Here is a 24,722-nt window from a genome sequence, read left to right as displayed (position 1 = left end):
CGGGCTGCAAGAGGCGGCGAATGAACTGAACGAAATACGGTAAGCGGGGCCTCTCCGCCTACCCAAAGATAAATTGGTGAGCAGAATCGATCATGCGTGAAGCCACAAAAATTATTCCAGTCCGCGAACAGATCGCGGATCAGTTGCGCTCCGATATCATTTCCGGAGACCTGGCGCCCACTACCAAACTGAACGAACAGCAGCTGGCAAATCGGTTCGGCGTATCCCGCGGCCCTGTGCGCGACGTCCTGTTGCAGCTCACCAAAGAAGGCCTGCTGGTCGCCAAGAACAACTGCGGTGTTTCCGTAAACAGCGTGCTGGATCCGTCCATGCAGGAGCTGATGGTCGATATTCGCCGTCGTATCGAGGTGTTTGCGATCTCACAGCTGAAGGGCAAACTGACCGAAATGGATTTTGCCGAACTGGAAGATATTCTGGTGCGCCTGCAAGATGCCTTTGATGCTCAGGAATTCAATGAGGTGACCAAAGCCGATATCGATTTCCACCGCTATCTGGTGCACGCGGCCGGTGGCGACGAACTGATCAACCTCTGGTACCCCATCGTGCTGCGCATGCGTATGAACTACAAGCGAATCTCCAAACCGAAAGATTGTGTGGACGAGCACCGCGCAATCCTGGAAGCGCTGAAGGCCAACAAGATCAACGTGGCCACCACCGCACTGCGCGCCAATATCAAGTAATGTTAAGCAATATCAAATAAGTGTCTCGCGACCCACTACGGTCGATTGATATCGTTTGATTCGCAAAAGCCCGGCCTAGTGCCGGGCTTTTTATTACAAACAGTTTATGTTTCCAACACCCCACAACGTTTTTTCAGGGCAAAAAAAAGCGCGAAGCAAAACTTCGCGCAAAGATGTTCATCCTGATGAGATGAAAGGAAGAGAACAGAGGCGCTCACGCCTCTGACAAGTAAACCGTTTTCTTGTCAACGTACTGCTCAAGCCCGTAGCGGCCGTCTTCGCCACCGATGCCGGAAAGCTTCCAACCATTGTGAAAACCTTGGTGTTGCTCACCAATACCGCGATTCACGTAAACCTCACCAACTTCCATCTCGGCCACGGCCTGATGGATGTAACGCAGGTTTTCGGTAAACAAGTATGCGGACAGGCCGTATTCACTGTCGTTGGTATGGTTGATGGCTTCCTCGATACTGGAGATCTTTACGATCGGTAGAATCGGGCCGAAGGTTTCCTCATGCACCAGCACATTGTCCTGCTGCACATTGGTCAATACCGTCGGCTCATACCAGTTGCCGCCTTCGAAACCAGCGACATCCGCAGGTTTGCCACCGATCAACAGCTCCGCACCCTGAGCAATACTTTGCTGCACTAGCTCGTGGATATGCTCGATTTCGCGCGCATTGACCTTCGGTCCCATCTGCGTCGCTTCATCCAGCGGGTTGCCGACTTTCAGTGCTTTTACTTTCGGCAGGAATTTGTCCATAAACGCGTCGTACACGCTTTCGTGGACATACAAACGCTCGGCACAGGTACACACCTGGCCACAGTTGGCATAACGGGTCCACAGCGCCGCTTCCGCAGCTTTCTCCAGATCCGCATCTTCCATCACGATAAACGGCGCCTTGCCACCCAGTTCCAGCATAACGGGAATCATGTGCTTGCCGCTGGCCTGATGGATCACCTGGCCGGCGCGGGTACTGCCGGTCATGGTGATCATGGCGGTGAGCGGACTTTCGCAGAGCGCCTGGCCAACAACGGAGCCCTGGCCATTAACAATATTCAACACACCGGCGGGAATACCCACGTCGTTAGCGATACGCCCCAGCTCCATGGTGGTGAGCGGTGTTTCCTGCGTAGGCTTGATAACGATGCTGTTACCGGTAATCAATGCCGGGCCAATTTTCCGGCCTGCCAACGCCAATGGGAAGTTCCAAGCAGTAATCGCGACCACAACGCCGCGAGGTACCTTGTGGATGTAGATTTTTTCGTCTTCATTGTCGGAAGGCAGAATATCGCCTTCCAGCGTCAGCGCGTTGTCACAGGCGTACTCGATAAACGTCGCGGTAGCATTCACCTCGTCGCGGGCAACGCCAATCAGCTTGCCCTGCTCTTTTACCAGCAGCTCGGCGAGGCCTTCGGTCTCTGCGCGAATTGCCGTAGCAAACTTGCGCAGCAGCGCTGCACGGTCGCGTGCCGTGCGTTTGGCCCAAGCCTTTTGCGCTTGCTTGGCATTGCTAAGTGCGCGCTCGGCATCTTCAGCACAGCCCTTGGGGATACTACCCAGTACCTCACCGGTGCTCGGGTTTAATACTTCAATGACGCCATCTGCCTCGGAGGCAACGTATTCGCCATTGATAAAGTTCACATTGTTTTTCAGTTCTACCGACATGGGCTTATCTCCCCATCCAGCCACCGTCCACCAACAGGACGCTGCCATTCATGTAGTTAGAGGCTTCGGAAGCCAGGAAGACTACCGGCCCCTTGAAGTCTGCGGGTTCGCCCCAGCGCCCCTGTGGGATACGGGCGAGGATACTCGCTGCGCGCTCACTGTCTTCGCGCAGCGCCTGGGTGTTATCGGTGGCGATATATCCCGGGGCAATCGCATTCACGTTAACGCCCTTGGAAGCCCATTCATTGGACAGCGCCATGGCGATTTGCCCAATCGCACCTTTACTCGCGGCGTACCCCGGAACAGTAATACCACCCTGGAAGGTAAGCAGCGACGCGGTGAAAATAATTTTCCCAGCGCCGCGCGCGACCATTTCCTTGCCGATTTCGCGACTCAAAATAAATTGTGCGTTCAGGTTAACTTCGATCACCTTATCCCACAGGTCGTCTCCGTGCTCTGCCGCCGGGGCGCGTAAAATCGTACCGGCATTGTTTACCAGGATATCGATTTGCGGGTGTTCGCTTTTAACCTTGTCGATAAAACCATACAGCGAGTTGCGGTCTGAAAAATCGCACTGGTAGGGAAAGAACTGCTGACCTGCGGCTGCCACCTCGCGACCCACTTGAGAGTCACTCAAATCCAGGTTGGCAGATACGCCGATCACGTCCGCACCCGCTTCTGCCAGAGCGACCGCCATGGCTTTACCAATACCGCGATTACAACCGGTAACCAGGGCTTTTTTACCGGCGAGGCTAAATTGCTGCAACATCATTTTACTCTCTAAATTATTTCTGGAGGATCAGTCCTCAGCACCACACGCAACCAGAGCTTTCATGCCAGATGGATTACCATCCATACTAGCGAAGGCGCTGCCAATATCGTTTAGTTGCGCCACTTTGCTGATAAACGGCACCAGGTCGATCTTGCCCTTGGCAACCATGTCGATCGCCTGTTCAAAATCCTGCGCTTCGTACACACGTGCACCCACCAGCTCCAGCTCACGCCAGAAGAACTTGAACAGGTCCAGCTGCGGCTTTTGACTGTGGATCGCAACCATGCAAATTCGCCCGCGCACGGCGGCAATTTCGGTCATGGCGTCAATTGCCGGCTGCACACCAGAGACCTCGAACACCACATCGGCGCCCTTGCCTTGGGTCCAGTCTTCCACCGCGGCGGTGAGATCCTGTTCCAGCGGGTTAACCGCCAGTGCACCGGTCTGTTCAGCAAATGCGCGACGTTCTGGACTCGGCTCAGACACCATCACCTCAGCGCCAATACCCAAAGCAACCTGCGCCACCAATTGCCCGATAGGGCCACCGCCTAGAATGACCGCTTTCTCACCCGCCTTGAGGCGCGCACGGGAAATATCGTGGCACGCAACGGCCAGCGGCTCGATCAGCGCGCCCTGCTTTAGCGAAACGTTTTCCGGCAACTTGTGCAGGGTGCGGGCTTTTACATTCCAGAAGCTCTGGAACGCACCGACAGAGTCGATACCCATGAATTTCAGATTGTGGCAAACGTGGCTGTGGCCCTCATTACAGGCCGGGCAATCACCGCAAAAGTCGAGTGGGCGCACTACTACGCGGTCTCCGGCAGAGTACCCTTCCACGCCTTCGCCAACAGCGTCGACCACCCCAGACATCTCGTGGCCAACGACTTGAGGCGGCTGTACACGCTGGTCCATCACACCGTGATAGATGTGCATATCGGTTCCGCAGATACCGACATAACCCACTTTAAGGCGCACCTCGCCGGCTGCAGGCGCTTCGCAGCGCCCTTCCACAACTTCAAAGGATTTGTTGCCAACATACTGAGCGGCTTGAGCTTGCATGAAAATTACCTGTTATGTGTACTTGACCAGATGTGGTCGCAGCAGTGCATCATCAAACACCACGCCGGTGCCGGGCTCATTGGAGGCGACAGCACGGCCGTCCTGCAACACGATGGGACGGGTGGTGTATTCATCAATTGGGAAAGAGTGAACTTCCAGGTAGCCTGCGTGCGGTTGGCTCGCCATCAGTGACACATGCAGCTCGTGCATACCGTGGCTGCACACTGGCAGGTTGTGGGCGTAGGCCAACTCGGCAACTTTCAGCCAACCGGTGATACCGCCGATATTCGATGCGTCCGGCTGCAGGAAGCCGAGCTTCGACTGCGCAATCGCGTAAGTAAATTCGTGGATGGTGTGCAGGTTTTCGCCCATTGCCAACGGAATATTGATCGCCTCGGCAATACGGCCATAACCGAGATAGTCATCGGGGATGGTGGGCTCTTCAAACCAGGTAATATCGCAGTGGTCGATGGCGCGCCCGAAACGAACGGCCTGCTCCACGGTCATGGAGTAATTGGCATCCACCATAAAAATGGCATCGTCGCCGATCAGCTTGCGTACCGCTTCCACCCGTGCCACATCTTCCCGGTATTCATCCTTACCGACCTTGATCTTGACCGCGTTAAAACCGCGCGCAAGGTAGCTGGAAATATTGTCGAGTAGTTTGGCTTCACTGAAATTCAGGTCGATGCCGCCGGCGTAACACTTGGTGGTGTTGTCCGCACCACCGGCCACCTTCCACAGCGGTATGCCCAGGCGTTTGCAGCGCAGGTCCCAAAGGGCGATATCCACGGCAGACAGGGCGAAGCTCAGCAGACCACCGCGACCCACGTAGTGCAGGTGCGACTGGATTTCTTCCCAGGCAGCACCGATTTCGTTGGCATCCTTGCCTTCCAGCAAGGGCTGAATATCGTCTTGCAACAGGGAATAAATGGCACGGCCACCGCGCCCGCCCGTGTAGGTATAGCCAACCCCTTCCAGGCCATCGTTACAGCGCACACGGAATACCAGCAGCTCGAAATGGGTGTGATCACCATGACGGGCGTCAGTGAGCACCTCGGCCAGAGGTATCTGGTAGTACTCGACTTTTGTAGCGGCAATCGTGCTCGCGGATAGCAGCGCGGACGCCTGCTCTTGCACTTCCATCAGCATGGAGGAACCCCAAAATCCGTGTCTTGTTATTAGAACTTCATTGATACAATGATGACCATTGTAGATTGTTAACAATTGACGTCAATCATTTTTTTGCCCATAACGCCGCGGGTACAGCTCGGCATTCAATTTCCGGGCTGCTGCGACCAGCGCGCCATAAGGCTCGTCAGCAACGGTGACAAAGCCCACGTTGTAATTCTCCCCATCCCAGGCACGGCCCGACGCGGGCGAATCGATGTACTGGAACCACTGGGCACCCACAAACCAGGGGCTATCGATAATGGTGTGCATATAGTCACGGAACATCTCACCGCGCTCCTGCTGATCCGCAGCAGACACCAACCCCGCATGGAAACTGCCGGAATCGGTCGCCCCCATATGAAACTCCCCGATAATCGACGGCTTGTCGATCTCGGACAAAAACGCCCAATTGTCTGCAGCCAGCCCCTCGGTATAGAGGTTGTAACTCACCACATCCACATGTGCAGCGGCACCGCGAACAACTTCGGGCGTCATGCCCCAGTCTGCGAAACGGGCACCAAGGAACAAGTGGTTGGGCATCACGGCCGCGAGCTCCTGTTGCACTACCGAGAAAAAGCGTGCAGAGAGAGACTCCAACAGCAGAGAAAAATCTTCCCGCAGTGTGCCCTCGATTTGCAGACTGCCCTCGCCCGGTTCAGGCATTGCAAACCCAGTCGCGAACGCATCCCAGGATGCCACCGGCAGAGACCATGCCTGGGACAACTGTTCCGCCGTGGAATATTTGTTTTTTAGGATCTCAACAAACGCCGACTTGGCCGGGCTCTCGTTCGAGTTGCGGGACAGGGTGTGAATAATCAAACCAAAATGTCCGGCATCGGACTTGGTGTTACCCCAACTCAGCTCATTTTCAATATATACGCCCATGCACCAGGGGTCGCCCTGCACTTCCGTGGCGACCTGAGCGACGGTGCGTTTTACCGATTCAATAAAGACAGGGTCGAATGGGTCGTGCAGCGGCCCCCAGTAATCATCACCGCTACTCACGCGCTTGTGCTCACCGCGAATCCAACCATTCGCTACATACGCAACTTTGCCATTGCCATACAGAGATGGATCTGCCCAGTTCCCCAGGGTGGTAAACCCCCAGTCCAGCTGGCGATCAATCGTCACTTCACGCCAACGCTGCAAATAATCCGCACCGTATTTCCTTTCTAGATTTGCGCGATAAAAACTGAAGGCCTCACCTTTTGCCACGGGGCCGGTATGCACTACAGGGCGGTATACATAATGACTGGACAGAGGGTGCTGCTCGTCAGGCAACCACTGAAACAGTTGCTTGCGTAGCTCTGAAGCCACCACCGCACCATCGCGCTCACCGGGCTCTGCGAAATCAATACCCGTCATGGTGACCGTATTATCCATTCGCATGTTGTCGACACCGGTGGCAAAAAACAGATAACCCTCGGGATCAATCAGTGCCCACTGCCCATCAATTTTTTCGGTACGGAAGAAGCCCGTGGCTTCATACCTTGGTCCGTTTAACCACCCACCAAAGGTCGAGCGGTCGGGAAAACCGGATTGTTCAGCAAACTTTTCCGCTTCCGCTGCAGCGCTTGCACGAAGCGCATCATCACTGTGAATCTTGTCTGGGTACTCTTGCGGTGCGTACTGACCATACTGGTCAAAAATGCCTTGCAGGTTTTGCGCCTGAAATGCGCCGTTCGCGGCAAGCCGAATATCCTCAAACACCAGTGTGCGGTCACTAAGGATACTTTTCATATTCAGCTCAATGCGACGAATACTGGTCAGGTCCAGCGCTTTATTGCCCCACATCCAGGTCATGGCGGTGGCGGCGTTGTCATACAGGGCCGGTGCGTCGCGCATGCCGGTATCCAGCGCCAGCGCGGGACCGTTCAGGTCAAAATAGAAGTTCCCGCTGCTACCGGCAGGTAGGTTGAAGGAACGAGTACCAAACGTTTTCGCATCGTAGACCGAAACAAATAACTGTGCGGAATGATCGCCCGGGTTAGTGACGCGTAGCGCCAAGCCTATGTTCTCTCCCGCTGCGCTCCAGTCCCAAACCTGCCCAGGCTCGGGATTGAACTCCAGCCGAGGCTCGTAAGAACTACTGGAGAAGGCAGCAGATAAAGATGCAGCCTCTCCATCCACCACCCGGGACAAGGAAACACCAACCCCCTTCACGCCGGAGGGGATCTCCCGCCCTTCGGCCAGGTTCGGGATTCCTGCGAGCTTCACCCCGCCGTCATCAATCACCTGCTGCCCCTTGGGGTCGCCACACCCCACCAACAGCACAGAAACCGCGCACACGCAAAGGGCGAGGGAGCGCACCTTGTGTGATCGGAACTGGGCGGAGAAGAGCTTTCTGGCCATAAGGCTACCCGAGGCTGACATACAGTTATTTTGTTAACAATCTACAGTCATCCACCTGAAATGTAAACGTTATTGTTGGCCCTCTCAGGTATAACTGCTTGTTTTGAAACAAAAAAAGCGCACTACCCGGCGGGCAGCGCGCTCTCAAAGGACACACGGTTAGGAACAGACCGCCCTACCCGATCGAACCGGTGGGACTAGTCTTCCGGCTGCGTATCGCCGAAGCGACGCTCATAAAGCCCCTCATGGACTTCTTTGGCCGCCTTGACCATTTCCACATATGGAACATCCGCAACCGACACAAAGCCGTTGGCATAGTTTTCACCGTCGTAAGCGCGGCCAGTAATCGGCGAGTCCATGTACTGGAACATGTGCACACCGACGAACCAGGGGTTGTCGATAAACGAATGCATATAGTTCTTGAACATGCGGCCGCGATCTTTCTGATCCGCGGAGATAACGATACCCGGGTGGAAATGGCCCTGATCATCGGAGCCGAAGCTAAACTCACCAATCAGGCTCGGCTTGTCGATCTCCGCCAGGAACGCCCACTTGGACGGGACCAGGCCCTCTTCGTAGAGGTTGTAGCTGATAATGTCGACGTTTTTACCCGCCGCCTTGACGATTTCCGGAGGCATGCCCCAGCTTGGCAAACGGGAGCCCAGGTACAGGTGATTGGGCAGCACAGACTTCATCGCCTTGTTGATCGTGCCGAAGTACTGATTGCCGTATTCGAACAACAGAGTGGCGTAATCTTCCAGCTGCGCATCGGTGCTCACACTGGAGTCCATGCCCTTGTCGAACGCCTCCCACGAAGCGACCTGCTTGCCCCAGGCCTTGTTCAGCGCGTCAATGTTTCCGTACTTTTCTTTGAGAACTTTACTGAAGGCAACCTTGGCCGGCGTATCTGCCGCGTCCCGCGACAGTGCATTGATCACAATACCGTAATGCAGCTCATTGGTTTCCAGACGGCCAAAGCTCTGCTCATTGTCGAAGAAAATACCCATACACCATGGGCTGGCATTAATCTGCTCGCTGACGGATTCCGCCGCAACCACTGCGCGGGCATAAAAACGCGGATCGTAAGGGTCCGGTACCGGATGCCAAAAATCAAAGCCGCTAGAAAGCGTGCTGAATTCACCGATGATGTCTGCAAACGCAACGAACGGAATACGCTCTTCCTTGTAGTAGGAATCCGCCGCCCAGTTACCCAGGGATGTAAAGCCCCAGTCCAGCATACGATCGATGGTAACTTTCTGCCAGGTATCCAGGTAAGACTCCGGATACGTCTCGCCGTAACGACGCTCCAGGTTGGCACTGTAGAAGCTAAAGGTTTCACCGTGCTTCAGTGGGCCAGACTGGGTTTCGCGGCGGTAACCATAGTGATTCCCCAGTGGGTCTTCGTAACCCGGCAGCCATTCGAACATATCCGAGCGGGTCTGGGAGATCAGCTCGCGGGTGGCCCAGGCCTTCTCATCCACACGATTCAGCGGCTGGTCATCTTCGGCAATAACGTCTTCTGCGCTGCGCTTCGGGATTAGCGCCTGGTCGTAGTCATAACCAGTAATGGTGGAGGAATTCGACAGGCGGATAATATCGATACCGGTGGAGTAATAGAGATAGCCTTCCGGGTCTACCAGCGCCCACTTGCCATTGACCTTTTCGGTACGGAAGTAACCAGTCGCTTCGAGCTTTGGCCCATTTTTCCAGCCGCTGAACTTTGAGCGATCTGCATTCGGCTCACCGGACAAGCCTGCCAGTTCCGCTTCAACAACCTGCTGCAATTGCTCATCAGAGTGAATCTTTCCGACGTAATCCACCTTGGCATTCTGACCATATTGATCCAGCAGCCCGCTCAGGAAATTCTTATCCATTTCCGGGTTCGCACGCAGGCGCAGGTTATCAATGGTGTACTGGCGGTCGCTCAGGCTGCCATCGGAGCCAAAGGAAATTTGGGTAATTCCGCTCAAATCCAACAGTTTTTTGCCCCAGAAGGAATGCAGCATGATGTCATCAGACTGCCAAGTGGGCGGGTTGGAACGGAGGCCGGAGGCAAAGTTGAATTCATTCTGTGCTGCGGCCTTGGGATCTTCCTGATCGTGCCCGTGCAACTTCGCGTAGTAAGTGCGCGCTACGCCGTCCGCTGGGACAACCAATCCACGGGTGTAGAAATCCCCGTTTTTGTCAGCCATGGTGACGTCGATTTGAACAGACTCTTCTCCATCGTTGGAAACATCGAAGGCCAGGTTAAAATCGGAAAACTCACTCCAGTCCCAGGCCTCTGCCGGTTTAATGACAAGCCCCGCGTTATTGTGTTCGGCAAGTTTCAGCTTGACCTGCAGCGCTTTGCCACCGGCACCATCATCCACCAGAGCCGCGGTACCGTTGTTCACCTGCACCGACGCGGGCACATCACCCTTATCAAACCCTTCCAGCACAAAGTCTTCTGCCAGCAGGTTGGAGTCTGCACCGGACGCCGCACCAGTTTCTTGCACACCGTCTTTTTGCACACCATCACCCTGCTCCGCGGAACAGGCGGCCAGACCGCCCAATATCGCCGCGGTTATAGCGAGGGCCAGCACAGAACGAATCAAAGGTGTTGAATGTGACACGGCGGCCGACGCTTTAGCAGCTGCTTTTTTGGTTTCCATCATCTTTTCCACGTCTAATTATTGATATGTATTTCCTGAAGAAATCGTCGTTCGCATCGCGACTGCCCTTTTCAATTGAAAAAAGCCAATAAACGATTTCTTACCAATTGGTGTAGCTACCGTCGGGTTTGTAGAGGCGCGGTGCCTCCCAAAATTTAAACGACTGCTCGGCAATCAACTCTTCGTTTACATCGATACCAAGACCGGGTGCATCACCCACCTGGTAAACTCGATTCACTTCTTGCGGCCGGTTGATGAAGTACTTGTCGTGATCGGACTTATTGCTGTCGTAGGGAGCAATTTCGCACCAGGCCAGATTCGGTACCGCGGCACACATCTGGATGGTTGCGGCGGTGCACACCGGGCCCAACGGGTCGTGCGGCATAATGTCGATGTAATGACTCTCCGCCATTGCCGCCACCTTCATGGCCTCGGTCAAGCCGCCGACATTGCATACATCGATACGGGAAAAATTGGTGAGGTCATTCTCGATATACGGTAAAAAGTCCCACTTGCTGGCAAACTCTTCACCAATTGCAAACGGCACATTCGTCAGTTTGCGCAAGCCTTGGTAGGCAGTCACCGACTGGTCGCGAATGGGCTCTTCAAGAAAGTCGAGCACCCCTTCTCCCAACTTCTGGCAAAAACTTGCGGTTTCCGCCACGGAGAGCCGGTGGTGGTAGTCAATGCCCAGCACCAGTTCTTCGCCGAGTTCCTGACGAATTTCTTTCAAGCTACCGGCCGCTGCCGCAATCGATTTGCGCACATCGAATGTGGTGGGTTCGGTAGGGCTGCCGTGCTCACCGGTAGTCGCACGAATCACTTCCCAACCCTGCTCGCGCAATGCACGGAAGTCATCCATCAGCGCCTGCCCCATGGGCTTGGTAGACGTAACGAACAACGGAATTTCGTTGCGCTGCTTGCCGCCCAGCAATTGATAGGTCGGCACGTTCAGCGCCTTGCCGGCGATATCCCACAAAGCGATATCAATCGCGGAAATTGCAGCGGTCAGCACGCGGCCGCCCTCAAAATACTGACTGCGGTACATCTCTTGCCACAGCGCGCCAATATTGCGCGCGTCGCGGCCAATCAGAAAGTCACGATAGTGTTTAACCGCACCCGCAACCGCCAACTCACGACTGGAAAGGCCGGATTCCCCCCAACCGTAAACGCCCTCATCGGTCTCCACCTTTACCAGGCACAGGTTCCGGTGCCCAACCCAAACCGGGTATACCTTGATATCGGAAATCTTCATCGCAGCCAGCCCTTCTTTGAAGCCATTACTTCAGGTCATCGGTGGGACACAGACTGGCACTGAGGCCATGGTCTGCAGTGATGTTGGAGCCAGTCATGGCCCCGGAACAGGAAGACAGCAGGAAGGCGGCGATATGCCCCACTTCCTCGACCGTGTTGTACTTGTTGTCCGCGTGCATCTTGTCAAAGGATGCGGCCAGCGCAGGGCTCTCATCTGCGACCTTGGCAACCGCCTCGGTTTTCGTCAGGCCCGGGCACAAGCTGTTTACACGAATACCTTTCTTGCCCAGGCTCCAGGCCATTGCGCGGGTCATTGCCACAATGGCGCCTTTGGTTGCGGCATACATTTCGTAGCCAGCCACACTGGCACCGGCGTGATTGGAAGCGATGTTTACAATCGCCCCACCGGCCTGCATACGCCGCGCCGCAGCCTGGCACAACAGAAATACGGAACGCTGGTTGACTTCCCACAAGCAGTCCAGCTTGTCCAAATCAAAATCGAGAAAGTCGCCTTCGATGGTCACGCCAGCGTTGTTGACCAAGCCATCGATACGTCCAAAGCGCGCTACCACCGACTCAATAAATGGGTCTATCGCCGAGGCATCGCCCACATTCAACGGAAAATAAGCACTCTCAAAGCCGCGGTCCCGCAGTGTTTCAACGCGATTGCCAGCATCGTTGATATCCGCCAGTACAACAGTGGCACCTGCCTCGGCACACACCTGTGCGATACCCCAGCCGATGCCCGCGGCAGCGCCCGTGATTACAACTACCTTCTGATCCAGCAAGGCTTTAGACATGAAGACTACTCACTTATTTAATCGTCGCTTATCGCCATTTGCGGTGCGCGCTTACGCGCGCACCATGGTGGCTTCAATCTCTTCGATGGATTTATTCTTGGTTTCCGGCAGCAAGCGGAACAACAACGCCAGACTCACGGTGATGCAAGCGGCATAAAACAGGAAAATTTCCGCAGCACCCATATTGTTCAACTGCCAGGGGAAGAACTGCTGCACGAAGTAACTGACGGTGCTCACAATCAGCGCGAAGAATGGAATGGCCACACCGCGCACATGGGTGGGGAAGATTTCCGAGAACAACACCCACATAACCGGCCCGATAGACAGGTTAAAGGACGCGATAAAACACATGATTCCCGCAAGCACCAGCGTGGCATCAATTTGGATTGCTTGCTGAATCAGAGCAGCTTCATTTGCACGGGCAGTGGCTTCACCCAATGCTTGATACATCGCCTGCTTGAAGGACACGTCCGTTTCGAACACAGTGCCCACCAGCGCCTGAAGTGCCGACACATCAATATTCGCAGCTGCCAGCGCCTGCAGCGAGTCCGCAGTTAATTCATAGCTCGCTTGGTTGAACGCCCAGCTACACAGGAACAGGCTGGCGCCGCCCCAGGCCAAACCAAACAGCACCAGCGGGCGACGGCCGAGGCGGTCGATCAGCAGCAACGCCAGGATGGTGAACATCACACTCACCACCCCCACAACGACCGCCTGCAGGAAGGCCGCATCGGTACCAATACCCACCTGCTCAAATACAGTGGGCGCATAGAACATAATCGCGTTAATGCCGGTAATCGGCTGGGCCACCGCAATGACGAGGCCTACCCAGAAGGCGGTGCGCAAGCGCGGTTTGAAAATCTCGGCAACTTGCTGCCGGAAACTGCCGCTAGGCGCAGCGGCAGCGCTCTCCTGAATCTCCTGGATCTGCGGCTCAATATGACCCGCAGGCATCAGCTTACCCATGACTGCGCGCGCTTCACTAAGACGACCTTTCAGCACCAGCCAGCGCGGGCTCTCCGGAATAATCAGAAGCATCAGTAACCAGATCAGCGCCGGCACCACTTCCACCCCCAGCATCCAGCGCCAGGTGTACTGATCGATACCCAAGGTGGTTACCCAGGCAGCGTCCGCATTGGAAGCTTGCAGGATCAGGTAGTTGGCGAAGTACGCGGCAGACAGCCCTACCACTGTGGTGATCTGGTTCATCGAGACCAGCTTGCCGCGCATATTCGCCGGCGCTATCTCACCAATATACATCGAGGCCAGGGACAGAGAGGTAAATGCCAAACCACCGAGGAATCGCGCGGCCACCAGCATTTCAAAGTTGGGCGCGAGGACCGAGCCAATCGCCGATAACAGGTATAAGGCAGCGATGATCAGCAAAGCCGTCTTGCGGCCCCAGGCATCGCAGATACGCCCGGTAACCAGCAGGGCAAAGATCACCCCAAAACCCGGCGCACTTACCACGGTACCCACTTGCAGGTCAGACAGGGTAAACTCAGCGGTAATAAAGCGCACGGTGCCGGAAATCAGCGCCGCGTCGAGACCAAAGATGAAACCGCCAAACGCCACAATTGCGGCAAATTTGAAGGCGGTTAATTGAAATCCTCTCATCGGACGACCCTCTTTATTGTTATGGGTACTCCGACCGCAGGTTGCTGGAACGGGCACCACTTGATGTAGGCCCATCATACAACCCCATTTCCTTTTTGTTAACAATTAACTATATACAAATATTCCTGTAGCCCCTTATACTGGCTCCATCCTGACCCCCTGCGGGAAAAGACCAGTAAGAACAACAGGAATACAACATGCTGAGCCAGCAGTTTCATCAGGCGTTGGAAGCCTGCCCACTGATCGCCATTATTCGCGGCGTTACCCCAGATGAAGTCGACATGGTCGCCAACACCCTGCTAGACGCCGGTGTACGCGCTATCGAGATTCCGCTGAACTCCCCTGTGGAACCGCTCAAAAGCATCGAGCGGCTGGCCAACATCATGGACAACTTCGGCGAAACCACCATTTGTGGTGCCGGTACCGTGCTCACCGAAGAGCAGGTCCAGAGTGTACAAAATGCCGGCGGAAAGATCATTGTTTCGCCAAATTGCGACCCGGAAATTATCCGGGCCACCATCGACCGTGACCTGATTTCCGTTCCCGGTTGCCTCACCCCCACGGAGGCCTTCAGCGCACTCAAGGCCGGTGCCCGGGTGCTGAAGATGTTCCCGGTGGCAGATTTCCCAGCACAGTACCTGACCTCCCTCGGCGCGGTGGTACCAAAAGATGTGCTTACCCTGGCGGTAGGCGGCATCACCGACACCAATATGGATGAGTACTGGCAGGCTGGTGCCCGCGGCTTTGGCCTGGGGTCCAACATTTATGCGGCGGGCGATAACGCCAGCCAGATTGCTGACAAGGCGCGCATCATGGTCGATGCAGCCAAGCGCGCCCAGGCGCTCGGCGACTAGTTTCTCCCCGTATCGATGTGTGGTTATGCAACCGTGGCCTTAACCTCGGCGGCCCTGACCAAGCATCAATACACGTTGTCAGTTGCGATTGACTCTTCGCAATCTTTGCCCTGCCACAACGCCATTTGTGGCATACAGGGCATTTTCTCTCGCTTCAGCGCCTCTTTTGGGGCGCTTTTTTTATATCTGGAAAGAGCGCGCCCTTTAAATCTTCTAGTAAGCCTTCTAGGCCCGCTAGGTCTGCACACCCCAAAGTTCAACGCACTCAAACACCATCAAAGCCCGAGCGACGCACTGATACGGCCGGCAGACTCCTGTACCGAGCGAATCAATTCTTCACGCTCCAGTTTCTTGCCAACCACCGAAGTGAGGCTGGAAACCGCCAACGCAGCAATAGTCGCACCTTCGGGCCGCCCCACCAGCGCCGCACAGTCGGTAACGCCATCGGTTAGTTCACTGGTACGCAGCTCGAACCCCGCCTCGCGCACTGCCAACAACGACTGCTCCACTTCGGCAGCCTCTGTCAGGTTATGCACGCCGTGCAGCAAATCCGCACGACGCCCAGGATCGCAACTAGCCAGAAGCACCCGGCCGGAAACCGTCTGCAGCAGCGGGAACAGAGTACCTTCATTGAACGACAGGGATACAGGCCCCGGGCTCTGCACCTGCAGCACCACCATCAATTGCCCCTGGTGGATCACGCTCAAATGGCAAGACTGCCCGAGTCGCGCCGCCAGTGCCTCCATCTCCGGCTGTGCGGCAAAGCGCAACTGGGAGACAGGGGAAAGTGTGCGCGTCAATTCCAGTAATTTGAGGGAGACCCGGTATTTGCCGGACACCTCCTCCCGCAACAGGTACCCACGGGCCTCGAGACCAACCAAAACACGAAAGATCTCACTGTTAGTACGCCCAATACCCTGGGCTATATCGGACTGCGACAGCGGTAATGACTCCGCCGCCAGAAATTCGAGTATTTCCAGCGCCTTATCCAGCGCCGGAACCGCATATTTACTGCCGTTATCGCTCTTCTGGCCTGCACTCTTGTCTTTGTCTTTTGCGGGCACCGCTTTCCCCTTAAACCCGTTTCTATCAACCCAAAACTATCAACCCAAAACTATCAACCGGTTGCATTCAAGCCATTGCTGTCCGGGCTTCTGCAAACCTTTTTGATGATTCGCGCATTTAAGCACAGGTTGACACCGCCAAAAAACGATTTTTATACTTGAACAATAACTTCATATATAAAAATCCTGATGAGCCGCCAACCAGCGGGCAAATACAGCCCGCAACCTGTCGACCAACACCGACGGGAGTTACCGAGAGAAAATCATGAGCAGCTCCACAAGCAACAGCAGCCCGGAACAAATTGTTCTGCGCGGTATGACCTGGAACCACACCCGGGGTTTCACCCCCATGGTGGCGGCCGCCCAGCGCTTTGAAGAATTGAATCCGCACGTCACCATCGAGTGGGACAAGCGCTCACTGCAGGCTTTCGCCGACCACCCCATCGATGACCTTGCTGGCCGTTACGACCTGCTGGTGATCGATCACCCCTGGACCGGGTTTGCTGCACGGGAAAAAGTGATTCTGCCTTTGGATGATTACCTGCCAGCCGCTTTCCTGCAGGATCAGGCAGACAATGCCGTGGGCCAGTCCCATAACTCCTACAACTACGACGGCCAGCAGTGGGCCCTCGCCCTGGATGCCGCCACGCCCGTCGCTTCCCTGCGTCCCGACCTGCTGCAACAGAAGGGGCTGGACGAGCCAAAAACCTGGGAAGACTTAATGGCTCTGGCCGAGCAAGGCCTGGTGGCTGTGCCGAGCATTCCCCAAGACACCCTGATGAACTTCTACATGTTGTGTTCGGCCATGGGTGAAGACCCCTGTGTGGGCGAAGAAGAAGTGGTCAGTAGTGCGGTGGGTCTGGAAGCGCTGGGTATGCTGAAGGCCCTGTCCGATAACCTCGACCGCCGCTGCTTCGACTGGAACCCGATCAAGGTCTACGAGGCAATGACCCTCAGCGACGACTTCGCGTACTGCCCATTTGCTTATGGCTATGCGAATTACGCGCAGCCGGGTTATGCACGCAAGCGCTTGGCATTCCGCGATACGGTCACTGCAGGGCCCAAGGCAGAACACCTGAAAACCACCCTCGGTGGCACCGGCCTGGCAATTTCCGCCCAGACCAAACACGCAGAAGTGGCCGCACAATTTGTGGAGTTTGCCGGCAACCCGGACTTCCAGGGGTCTTTCTATATCCAGTACGGCGGCCAACCAGGGCACCGCGCCGCCTGGCAAGCCGAGCCGGCGAACCAGCTCACCAACGACTATTTCGCCAACACCCTGCCCACGCTCGACCGCGCCTTCCTGCGGCCGCGCTACCACGGGCATATGTTCTTCCAGGACAACTCGGGCGCACCTATTCGCAACTACCTGATGCACGGCGGCGACGCCAACGCACTGCTCGCCCAACTCAATGCACTGTATGTGAAATCTCGTCAGGGTTAATTCATGACGCAACCACTCAAAGGCATCACCGTTCTCGAATTCAGCCAGTACCTGGCAGGCCCCTATGCGGGCCTGCGCCTGGCAGACCTCGGTGCGCGGGTAATCAAAATAGAACGCCCGGGCAGCGGCGATGCCTGCCGCAATCTCGCCACCAAGGATTTATGGGTGGATGGTGACAGCTTGCTGTTCCACACCATCAACCGCAATAAAGAGTCCTTTTGTGCAGACCTGAAAAACCCGGGTGACCTGGCGGCGGTCCGCCAACTGATCCGTCAGGCGGATGTGATGACCCACAACTTCCGTCCAGGGGTAATGGAAAAAATCGGGCTCGACTACACCAGTGTGCAGGCAATTAACCCGCGCATTATTTATGGGGAAGTATCCGGTTACGGCAACGAAGGTCCCTGGGTACACAAGCCCGGCCAGGACCTACTGGCGCAAGCGGTGTCCGGACTCGGCTGGCTCTCGGGCAATCGTGACCAAGGGCCGGTGCCGCTGGGCCTCGCCATTGCCGACATGCTGTGCGGTACCCATCTGGCACAAGGTGTTCTCGCCGCACTGGTGCGCCGGCAGCGCGCCACAAAGTACTCTGGAAATTACTCTGTGAACAAAGGAGCAGAAGGAATAGAAGCGGGAAATACCGGTGCAAAAGTACAGGTAAGCCTGCTCGAGTCCATGATCGACTTTCAGTTTGAAGGGCTTACTACCTACCTGAACAACGGCCAACAGTCGCCAAGCCGCAGTGAAATCGCCAACGCCCACACATTCCTCGGCGCCCCTTACGGAATCTACCAGACCAAAGACCACTGGATCGCAATTTCCATGGGGCCGCTGGGACCACTGGCAGAGGCACTGGCGTGCCCGGCGCTCAATCGAAACGATATTGACAAGGAAGCCTTCAGTCAGCGCGATACCATCAAGGCCACACTCGCAGAGCACCTGCGCACTCAGTCAACCGACTACTGGATGCAGCGTCTCAACGCCGCCGCCATCTGGGCATCAGAAGTCGTGGACTACGACACCCTGCTGCAGCACCCCGCGTTCAAGGCAGTAGCCATGGAGCTACAGGTCTCGCGATCCGCGCAAAATGCGCACGGCAACGAAGTCACCGTGACAACAACCCGCTGCCCGCTACAAATTAACGGGCAGCGCTTTACCAGTCACAGAGCTGCCCCGGTACTGGGTGCCGATACCGCACACATCCGGCAAACACTGCTGGCAAAGCAGGAGGTTGCACAATGAGCGAACGGCAGCGACCGCTTGACGGCTTACTCGTACTCGACTTCTCCCAGTTTCTATCAGGCCCCTCCGCCGCACTGAGGCTAGCCGACTTGGGCGCCCGGGTAATCAAAATCGAACGCCCGGAGCGCGGTGAAGACGGCCGCAACCTCTACCTGTCGGATTGTGTTTTGGAAGGTGAGTCCACGCTGTTCCACGCAATCAACCGCGACAAGGAAAGCTTTTGTGTGGACCTGAAGGACCCCACCCAACGGGATGCGCTGAATACACTGATTAAGCAGGCGGATATCCTCATCGCAAATTTCCGCCCCGGGGTGATGCAACGGCTGGGCCTCGATTACCAATCCGTAAAAAACCTGAACCCGGCAATCGTCTACGGGGAAATCAGTGGCTACGGCCTCGTTGGTCCGTGGGCGGAGCGCCCCGGGCAGGATCTATTGCTACAGGCACTCTCCGGCCTCACCTGGCTGTCCGGCAGCCGGGCAGACGGCCCCGTCGCCATGGGTGTACCCGTTGCCGACATCTTTACCGGCGCGCAACTGGTACAGGGTATTCTCGCCGCCGTCTTTGCACGGGAGTTTTCCGGCGAAGGTAGCCATGTGCAGATCAGTATGCTGGAAGCGATGCTGGATTTTCAGTTCGAACCACTCACCATTGCATTGCACGACCCGGAGCAATCCATCGAGCGCGCGGCCGTCAATGGCGCCCATGCGCTGGTTGCCGGCGCCTACGGGTTTTACCGCACCAAAGACGGCTATATAGCGCTGTCGATGGGACGGGTCGAGGATCTCGCGCGCCTGCTCGACTGCCCCGCATTACTGCCCTTTTCCAATCCAGCACTCGCCTTCGCAGAGCGCGATGCCATCAAGCAAATTCTCGCCGACCACCTGCCCTGCCAGACCACTGCGCACTGGCTGTCACTGCTGGAGCCCGCAGACATCTGGTGTGCCGAGGTACTCGATTGGGAGCAGTTACTGGCACACGAAGGGTTCAAAACCCTCGACATGTTGCAGTCCCTTCCCTTGCCCGGGGGCAACGCGTTAACCACCAGCCGCTGCCCTATCCGGATTGATGAACAATGCCTATGGGGCAGCCAACCTGCGCCACAACTGGGGCAACACCAGGCAACAATTAACCGGGAAATAGAAAGTTTCCACAACGCATTAAAAGGAATGAGCCATGAGTGAAGGTCACACACCGCTCGGCGAGACAACGATAAAGACAACGGTAAAGACAACGGCCACGCCAGCTCGAGTAGCAATCACCAAATCTGCGGAAGGTGTTGCGTACATTTCACTGAACCTGGCCCCCGCAAACGCCTACTACGAAGCATTTCTACGGGAAATTGGCGTGGTCATTCGCACTCTGGAGCAAGACGATAGCGTGCGTGTGGTGGTGATCAAAAGCGGGCTGGAAAAATTCTTTTGTGCGGGCGCAGACATCAAGGTATTCGCGAGTAATAGCGTGCAACAAAATCTCGCACTGGTTGCCGCCGCACGGATCAACGCGGATGCGATTGAAAACAGCAGTAAAGTCTATATCGCCGAGATTTCCGGGCACTGCCTCGGCGGCGGTCTGGAAATCGCGATGGCCTGCGATTTTATCTTCGCGGCGGAGGGCAACTACCGGTTTGGTCTGCCGGAAATCAAGCTTGGATTGATCCCCGGCAATGGCGGCACCCAGCGTCTGGTGCGCCGTATTGGCCGACGGGCAGCCATGGAACTCCTGCTTACCGGCGATACTTTTGGGGTGGGCCAGGCGCAAGAACTGGGCTTGCTGGACGGTATCTACAGCCGCGACTCCCTGACCGAGGGAACGCGTGAGTTCGCGAACGAAATTGCACGCGGCCCGGGCCGCGCCATCGCCGCCACCAAGCGCACCTTGCGTGAAGGCAGCTCACTGCCACTCGCCCAGGGGCTGGCGCTGGAAGCTGAGTTGGCAGATGCGCTCTATGAAACACCCGATGCCGCAGAGGGCTTACAAGCCTTTCTGGAAAAGCGTTCGCCCGTGTTTAATCAATAAACGTAATCCGTAGAGACAATCAGTCCCAAATCAATCGATCAGACCCAGATATAAAAAATACAAGGAGAAGATGATGAGTACATCGAGCTCAACCGCGCAAACCCATTACCAGTGTTATATCGACGGCAATTGGGTCGACAGCGCACAAAAGCTGTCGGTGGAAAACCCCGCGACCGGCGAAGTATTCAGCAGCGTACCCGACTGTACTCTGGAACAGGCAGACGCTGCACTGGCATCCTCTCAGGCTGCACTGCAAAGCTGGAAAATGTTGCCGGCAATCGAACGCGGCCGCCACCTGTTTCGCCTGATTGAAGCACTGCAACCAAAGCGCGACCTGTTTGCCCGCCTGCTGGTACTGGAACAGGGCAAAACCCTGAACGAAGCCTACGGCGAGTTCGACGACACCCTGAATTACCTGACCTACTCCGCAGAGGCTGCGCGCCGCATCGAAGGTAATATCTTTCCCTCCGATAACGCAAGTGAACAGCTGTGGATTCAAAAGGTACCCTACGGCGTAACCGTCGGGCTGTGCGCGTTTAACTACCCGCTCGCACTGATCGGTCGCAAAGTGGGCCCGGCGCTGGTAACCGGTAACACCATGATCGTCAAACCCCACGAGGCGACACCAATTACCGCCATGGAGTTTGCCAAGGTTGTCGAGGAAGCCGGCATTCCAAAAGGTGTGATCAACATCATTAGCGGCAGCGGCATTGCGGTTGGCGAACACCTGGTAAAAAGCCCGATTACCCAGCTGGTGACACTCACCGGCAGTATCCGCGCGGGCCAGGCGATCTGTCGTGCGGTGGCAGAAAACGTAACCGCGGTATCCCTGGAACTGGGCGGGAAAGCGTCCTTTATCGTGCTGGACGATGCCGACATCGACAAAGCCGTGGATGCGGTGGTGATCTCACGCTACGCAAACTGCGGACAAGTGTGTATCTGTGCAGAACTGGTGCTGGTACACGAAAAGGTTGCTGACGAATTTACCCGTAAGGTACTGGAGAAAGTAAAAGCGCTCACCGTGGGCAACCCCATGGACAACCCCAGCATGGGTCCATCGGTGACCGCACAGGGATTGGACCGGGTGGAATCCATTGTGCAGGAAACCATTAATGCCGGCGCGACTGTCGCATGTGGTGGTGGCCGCCCACAAGGTAGCGAGTTTGAAAACGGCAACTGGTACCAGCCCACCGTGCTCACCGAGGTGACGGCAGACATGGCGGCGGCCCGCGAAGAGATCTTTGGCCCGGTATTGCCCATCGTCAAAATTTCGTCCTTTGACGAAGCGGTTGCCATCACCAACCGTCGCAACGACGGCCTGAGCTGCTACCTGTGGAGCAACGACTACCGCATCATTATGGATGGCATTGCCCGACTGGAAGTAGGCACCGTGTTTGTGAACAAGCAAATTGTCGGCTACATCCAGGGTTACCATTCCGGCCACAAGCGCAGTGGTATCGGCGGCGAAGATGGTATCTACGGCATCGAGGGATACCTGCAAAAACGCGCGGTGTATCTGAACTGCAACTAACGCAATTCATCACCAACTGCCACGCAAAGGAGATGTGCTAGACCATGGAAAGCTTGCTCGAAAAAAGTGCTTCAGTGAAAGGCACTACCAAGACGCAAACCAGCAAAAAATATGCGATAGCACCGCACATATGTGCGGCGCTGCTATTTTTCTGCCAATTTTCGAATGCGCTTACGCCGTCGGCACATCTGGAAAAGCCTGAGGATCATGGCTTTTCCAGTGAAGCGCTGAATATGGCCGACGAGCATCTGGCCGGATATATTAAGCAGCAAAAAATCTCCGGCTACACGTTATTGGTATCCCACCAGGGAAAGCCGATTCACTTTAGTACCGGCGGTGCGCAGGACATTGCGGCGCAGCAGGCCATGCGCCGCGATACGATTTTCCGCCTGTACAGCATGACCAAACCGATTACCGGCGTGGCCATGATGATGCTGTGGGAAGAAGGCAAGTTTCAGCTGAACGACCCGGTGGAAAAATATCTACCGGAGTTTAAAAGGTCGCGCATATTTAGCCGTATTGATGAAAAAGGGCAGATAATCTCTACCGCCCCGAGTCAACCGATGACCATTCTTGACCTGATGCGGCATACATCCGGGCTGTCTTACGGCTATAGCGGCAAGGAAGCTATCGACAAGGCGTACAAGGAAGCAAACCTTTGGCGCGGTATCACTGGTAATAAAGCCCTGTCCACAACCATTGCCGACTTGCCACTGGTATTTGACCCCGGCTCCCGCTGGGAATACTCGGTGGCCACCGATGTACAGGGCTATCTGGTGGAGGTTCTTTCCGGGCAACGGTTTGATACCTTCCTTCGCGAGCGCATCTTCGAACCGCTGGGCATGACAGATACCAGCTTCCAGCTACAGCCGGAACAGCTACCGCGCTTTGCCGAGCTTTATGTCTCGTCCAAAGAAGGACTCGCTCCGTGTAGCGATCCACAGGATTGCTACGACTACCGAAAAGTACCGATCATTCATTCCGGCGGCGCCGGGCTTATCGGCACTACCGAGGACTACTGGCGCTTTGCCCAGATGCTCGCCAACGGCGGCACGCTGAATGGCGTGCGCCTGCTGCAACCAGACACCATTACCCTGATGACCCGGGACCATCTACCAGAAGGAATCGACGGCCACTTCTGGACATCCGGCTGGGGGTTTGGATTGAACTTCGCCGTGCTCACCGACGCGGAGGCGCGTTACGGTTATGGCAACAATGGGGAGTATTTTTGGGGCGGAGCGGCCAACACCAAGTTCTGGATAGATCCCGTGGATGAACTGGTTGTGGTATTTATGACCAATATTTTCCCCCACGAGGGAATCGACTTTGAGGCGGACCTGCACCGTTTTATCTATACGGCAAAAAAAGAAAACCCCTGAACACATCTTGAGCCGCGCGACACAAGATTTGATCAGGGGTTTCGTTGCGCTTCCTCTTCGGAAGCGCCCGCTCGATGTTACCGGTTTTCTGACGTGAGCAGGTCGATGGCGTTCAGGCAATCGCGGTTGTACGCAACACGGGAATCGACGTCGAGATCTCTCGGGCGTACGCCGAGTTTGGCACCGACAAAGTCGAGGTCTTGCCAACCTGCGGTCTCAAGGGTGAGCGCCATTTGTTCGCGGGTCAGCAGGGAGCCCTCCGCGAAATAACCTTCAGCAAAGATTTCTGCTGGCGGCATATGGGTATCGCGCCAAACGCCATAGGGCGTTTCCACATCGGAGATACCAGAGAACATCAGGCCACGCAGCAGCCCCGCTTCGCGGGCGAGACGCAGGTGCTCCAGTGGCCCCTCAACACTGCGAGTCTCAAGTGCCGAGCGTCCCCAGTTGATGGAAATGCCGAGCTTGCTACCACTCGCGGTATTCACTGCCTGGATGGTTGCAATTTCTTCCTGCAGGGTAAGGAAGCCTTTCTCCGGCTCAGAGCCATCAATAAACGCATCGCAATGCTCGATCACCAGACCGGCACCATCCCAATCCCAAGAAACAATCTCTTGCAGGGAACGCTTGAGCGAGTCTGTAGAAGAATTGGATTTGGTGCGATTTGGGCTGGTGTGCAGCTGCACATAGTCCACCGCTTTTCGCCCCAGGTGGGCATTCAGCTTCAGCACCGCAGCATGCATTTGCCGGTAAAACTCGATACCGGCTGCACGGCCATCCTCATCGTCGGACGCAATACCAAAAGCCGGGTTTTTAGCCAGGCTTCCCATCACACCCGGTACACCGGTAAACACGTAATTCCACTGGGGATCGATGTTGCGCAAAAACCAGTCATCATCGTGGCCGTGCAAGCTGCCGGTAAACGGGTGTTCCAGCCCCCGCACATTATCCAGCTGCTTAATACGGTTCAGGTATTGTTCCTGAACTTCAGGTTGCCAGGAGTCGGTTACCGGGGCGGTGGCATAAGCGCCTAGTATATATTTCATACGAATGCTGCGGCTCTGGAAAATTAGATGAATAAAAGCCCGGGCAGTATACCGCTTCACTCATCATCCAGACGCTATAAAACAACACGCATTCA

Annotated in this window: 19 protein-coding genes; 8 read left to right on the top strand and 11 right to left on the bottom strand. The window is 55.9% G+C overall.

Annotated features, from left to right (window positions below; translation table 11 throughout):
* Positions 1 to 92: 92 nt before the first annotated feature.
* Positions 93 to 701: a GntR family transcriptional regulator gene (locus tag Mag101_RS06005; RefSeq protein WP_010133183.1), complete on the top strand. Its 609-nt coding sequence runs from the start codon at positions 93 to 95 to the stop codon at positions 699 to 701.
* 214 nt (positions 702 to 915) lie between these two features.
* On the opposite strand, the gene aldA is transcribed toward Mag101_RS06005, so the two are convergent.
* The 9 genes from aldA to Mag101_RS05960 form a co-directional block, all read right to left on the bottom strand.
* On the bottom strand, positions 916 to 2,370 hold the full coding sequence (gene aldA, locus Mag101_RS06000; protein ID WP_077402176.1) for an aldehyde dehydrogenase: 1,455 nt from the start codon (positions 2,368 to 2,370) through the stop codon (positions 916 to 918).
* A gap of 4 nt (positions 2,371 to 2,374) precedes the next feature.
* Positions 2,375 to 3,139, bottom strand: a complete 765-nt coding sequence (locus Mag101_RS05995; protein WP_077402173.1) for an SDR family NAD(P)-dependent oxidoreductase — start codon at positions 3,137 to 3,139, stop codon at positions 2,375 to 2,377.
* Positions 3,140 to 3,169: 30 nt separating this feature from the next.
* Entirely contained in the window at positions 3,170 to 4,201 is a 1,032-nt protein-coding gene (locus tag Mag101_RS05990; RefSeq protein WP_077402170.1) for a zinc-dependent alcohol dehydrogenase, read from the bottom strand.
* A gap of 12 nt (positions 4,202 to 4,213) precedes the next feature.
* Positions 4,214 to 5,353, bottom strand: coding sequence for a mandelate racemase/muconate lactonizing enzyme family protein (locus Mag101_RS05985; protein ID WP_232325158.1), 1,140 nt, complete (start codon positions 5,351 to 5,353; stop codon positions 4,214 to 4,216).
* Between the two features lie 81 nt (positions 5,354 to 5,434).
* Entirely contained in the window at positions 5,435 to 7,726 is a 2,292-nt protein-coding gene (locus Mag101_RS05980; protein WP_077402167.1) for a hypothetical protein, read from the bottom strand.
* A 197-nt stretch (positions 7,727 to 7,923) separates the two neighbouring features.
* Complete coding sequence (locus Mag101_RS05975) at positions 7,924 to 10,377, bottom strand: beta-galactosidase (RefSeq protein WP_077408098.1); 2,454 nt, start codon at positions 10,375 to 10,377, stop codon at positions 7,924 to 7,926.
* Between the two features lie 100 nt (positions 10,378 to 10,477).
* Positions 10,478 to 11,632, bottom strand: coding sequence for a mandelate racemase/muconate lactonizing enzyme family protein (locus Mag101_RS05970; protein ID WP_077402164.1), 1,155 nt, complete (start codon positions 11,630 to 11,632; stop codon positions 10,478 to 10,480).
* A 25-nt stretch (positions 11,633 to 11,657) separates the two neighbouring features.
* Complete coding sequence (locus Mag101_RS05965) at positions 11,658 to 12,431, bottom strand: SDR family NAD(P)-dependent oxidoreductase (RefSeq protein ID WP_077402161.1); 774 nt, start codon at positions 12,429 to 12,431, stop codon at positions 11,658 to 11,660.
* 51 nt (positions 12,432 to 12,482) lie between these two features.
* Complete coding sequence (locus tag Mag101_RS05960; RefSeq protein ID WP_077402158.1) at positions 12,483 to 14,048, bottom strand: MFS transporter; 1,566 nt, start codon at positions 14,046 to 14,048, stop codon at positions 12,483 to 12,485.
* Between the two features lie 197 nt (positions 14,049 to 14,245).
* Here Mag101_RS05960 and Mag101_RS05955 point away from each other — a divergent pair, with 197 nt between their 5' ends.
* Positions 14,246 to 14,902, top strand: coding sequence for a 2-dehydro-3-deoxy-6-phosphogalactonate aldolase (locus Mag101_RS05955; RefSeq protein WP_077402155.1), 657 nt, complete (start codon positions 14,246 to 14,248; stop codon positions 14,900 to 14,902).
* Positions 14,903 to 15,177: 275 nt separating this feature from the next.
* On the opposite strand, the gene Mag101_RS05950 is transcribed toward Mag101_RS05955, so the two are convergent.
* Positions 15,178 to 15,966 carry an IclR family transcriptional regulator gene (locus tag Mag101_RS05950; RefSeq protein ID WP_077402152.1) on the bottom strand — a complete coding sequence of 263 codons (789 nt, stop codon included), beginning with the start codon at positions 15,964 to 15,966 and terminating at the stop codon, positions 15,178 to 15,180.
* Positions 15,967 to 16,231: 265 nt separating this feature from the next.
* Between Mag101_RS05950 and Mag101_RS05945 the strand changes: the two genes are divergently transcribed.
* The 6 genes from Mag101_RS05945 to Mag101_RS05920 all read left to right on the top strand — a co-directional run bounded on the left by Mag101_RS05945 (position 16,232) and on the right by Mag101_RS05920 (position 23,581).
* Positions 16,232 to 17,410, top strand: a complete 1,179-nt coding sequence (locus Mag101_RS05945) for an ABC transporter substrate-binding protein (RefSeq protein WP_077402149.1) — start codon at positions 16,232 to 16,234, stop codon at positions 17,408 to 17,410.
* A 3-nt stretch (positions 17,411 to 17,413) separates the two neighbouring features.
* Positions 17,414 to 18,652: a CaiB/BaiF CoA transferase family protein gene (locus Mag101_RS05940; RefSeq protein WP_077402146.1), complete on the top strand. Its 1,239-nt coding sequence runs from the start codon at positions 17,414 to 17,416 to the stop codon at positions 18,650 to 18,652.
* Positions 18,649 to 19,836 carry a CaiB/BaiF CoA transferase family protein gene (locus tag Mag101_RS05935; protein WP_077402144.1) on the top strand — a complete coding sequence of 396 codons (1,188 nt, stop codon included), beginning with the start codon at positions 18,649 to 18,651 and terminating at the stop codon, positions 19,834 to 19,836. The genes Mag101_RS05940 and Mag101_RS05935 overlap by 4 nt, the downstream gene beginning before the upstream one ends.
* Positions 19,829 to 20,671: an enoyl-CoA hydratase/isomerase family protein gene (locus Mag101_RS05930; RefSeq protein ID WP_077402141.1), complete on the top strand. Its 843-nt coding sequence runs from the start codon at positions 19,829 to 19,831 to the stop codon at positions 20,669 to 20,671. Before Mag101_RS05935 ends, Mag101_RS05930 begins: the two co-directional genes overlap by 8 nt.
* A 73-nt stretch (positions 20,672 to 20,744) precedes the next feature.
* Complete coding sequence (locus Mag101_RS05925; RefSeq protein WP_077402138.1) at positions 20,745 to 22,202, top strand: aldehyde dehydrogenase family protein; 1,458 nt, start codon at positions 20,745 to 20,747, stop codon at positions 22,200 to 22,202.
* 44 nt (positions 22,203 to 22,246) lie between these two features.
* Positions 22,247 to 23,581 (top strand): serine hydrolase domain-containing protein, encoded by a 1,335-nt coding sequence (locus Mag101_RS05920; RefSeq protein WP_077402135.1) that lies wholly within the window; start codon positions 22,247 to 22,249, stop codon positions 23,579 to 23,581.
* 77 nt (positions 23,582 to 23,658) lie between these two features.
* Here the strand turns inward: Mag101_RS05920 and Mag101_RS05915 are convergent, their stop codons facing one another.
* On the bottom strand, positions 23,659 to 24,627 hold the full coding sequence (locus Mag101_RS05915) for a DUF4862 family protein (RefSeq protein WP_077402132.1): 969 nt from the start codon (positions 24,625 to 24,627) through the stop codon (positions 23,659 to 23,661).
* Between the last annotated feature and the right edge of the window lie 95 nt (positions 24,628 to 24,722).

It is taken from the genome of Microbulbifer agarilyticus (genome assembly GCF_001999945.1).
GTDB lineage: Bacteria > Pseudomonadota > Gammaproteobacteria > Pseudomonadales > Cellvibrionaceae > Microbulbifer > Microbulbifer agarilyticus_A.
This window is presented reverse-complemented; position numbering and strand designations above follow the sequence as displayed.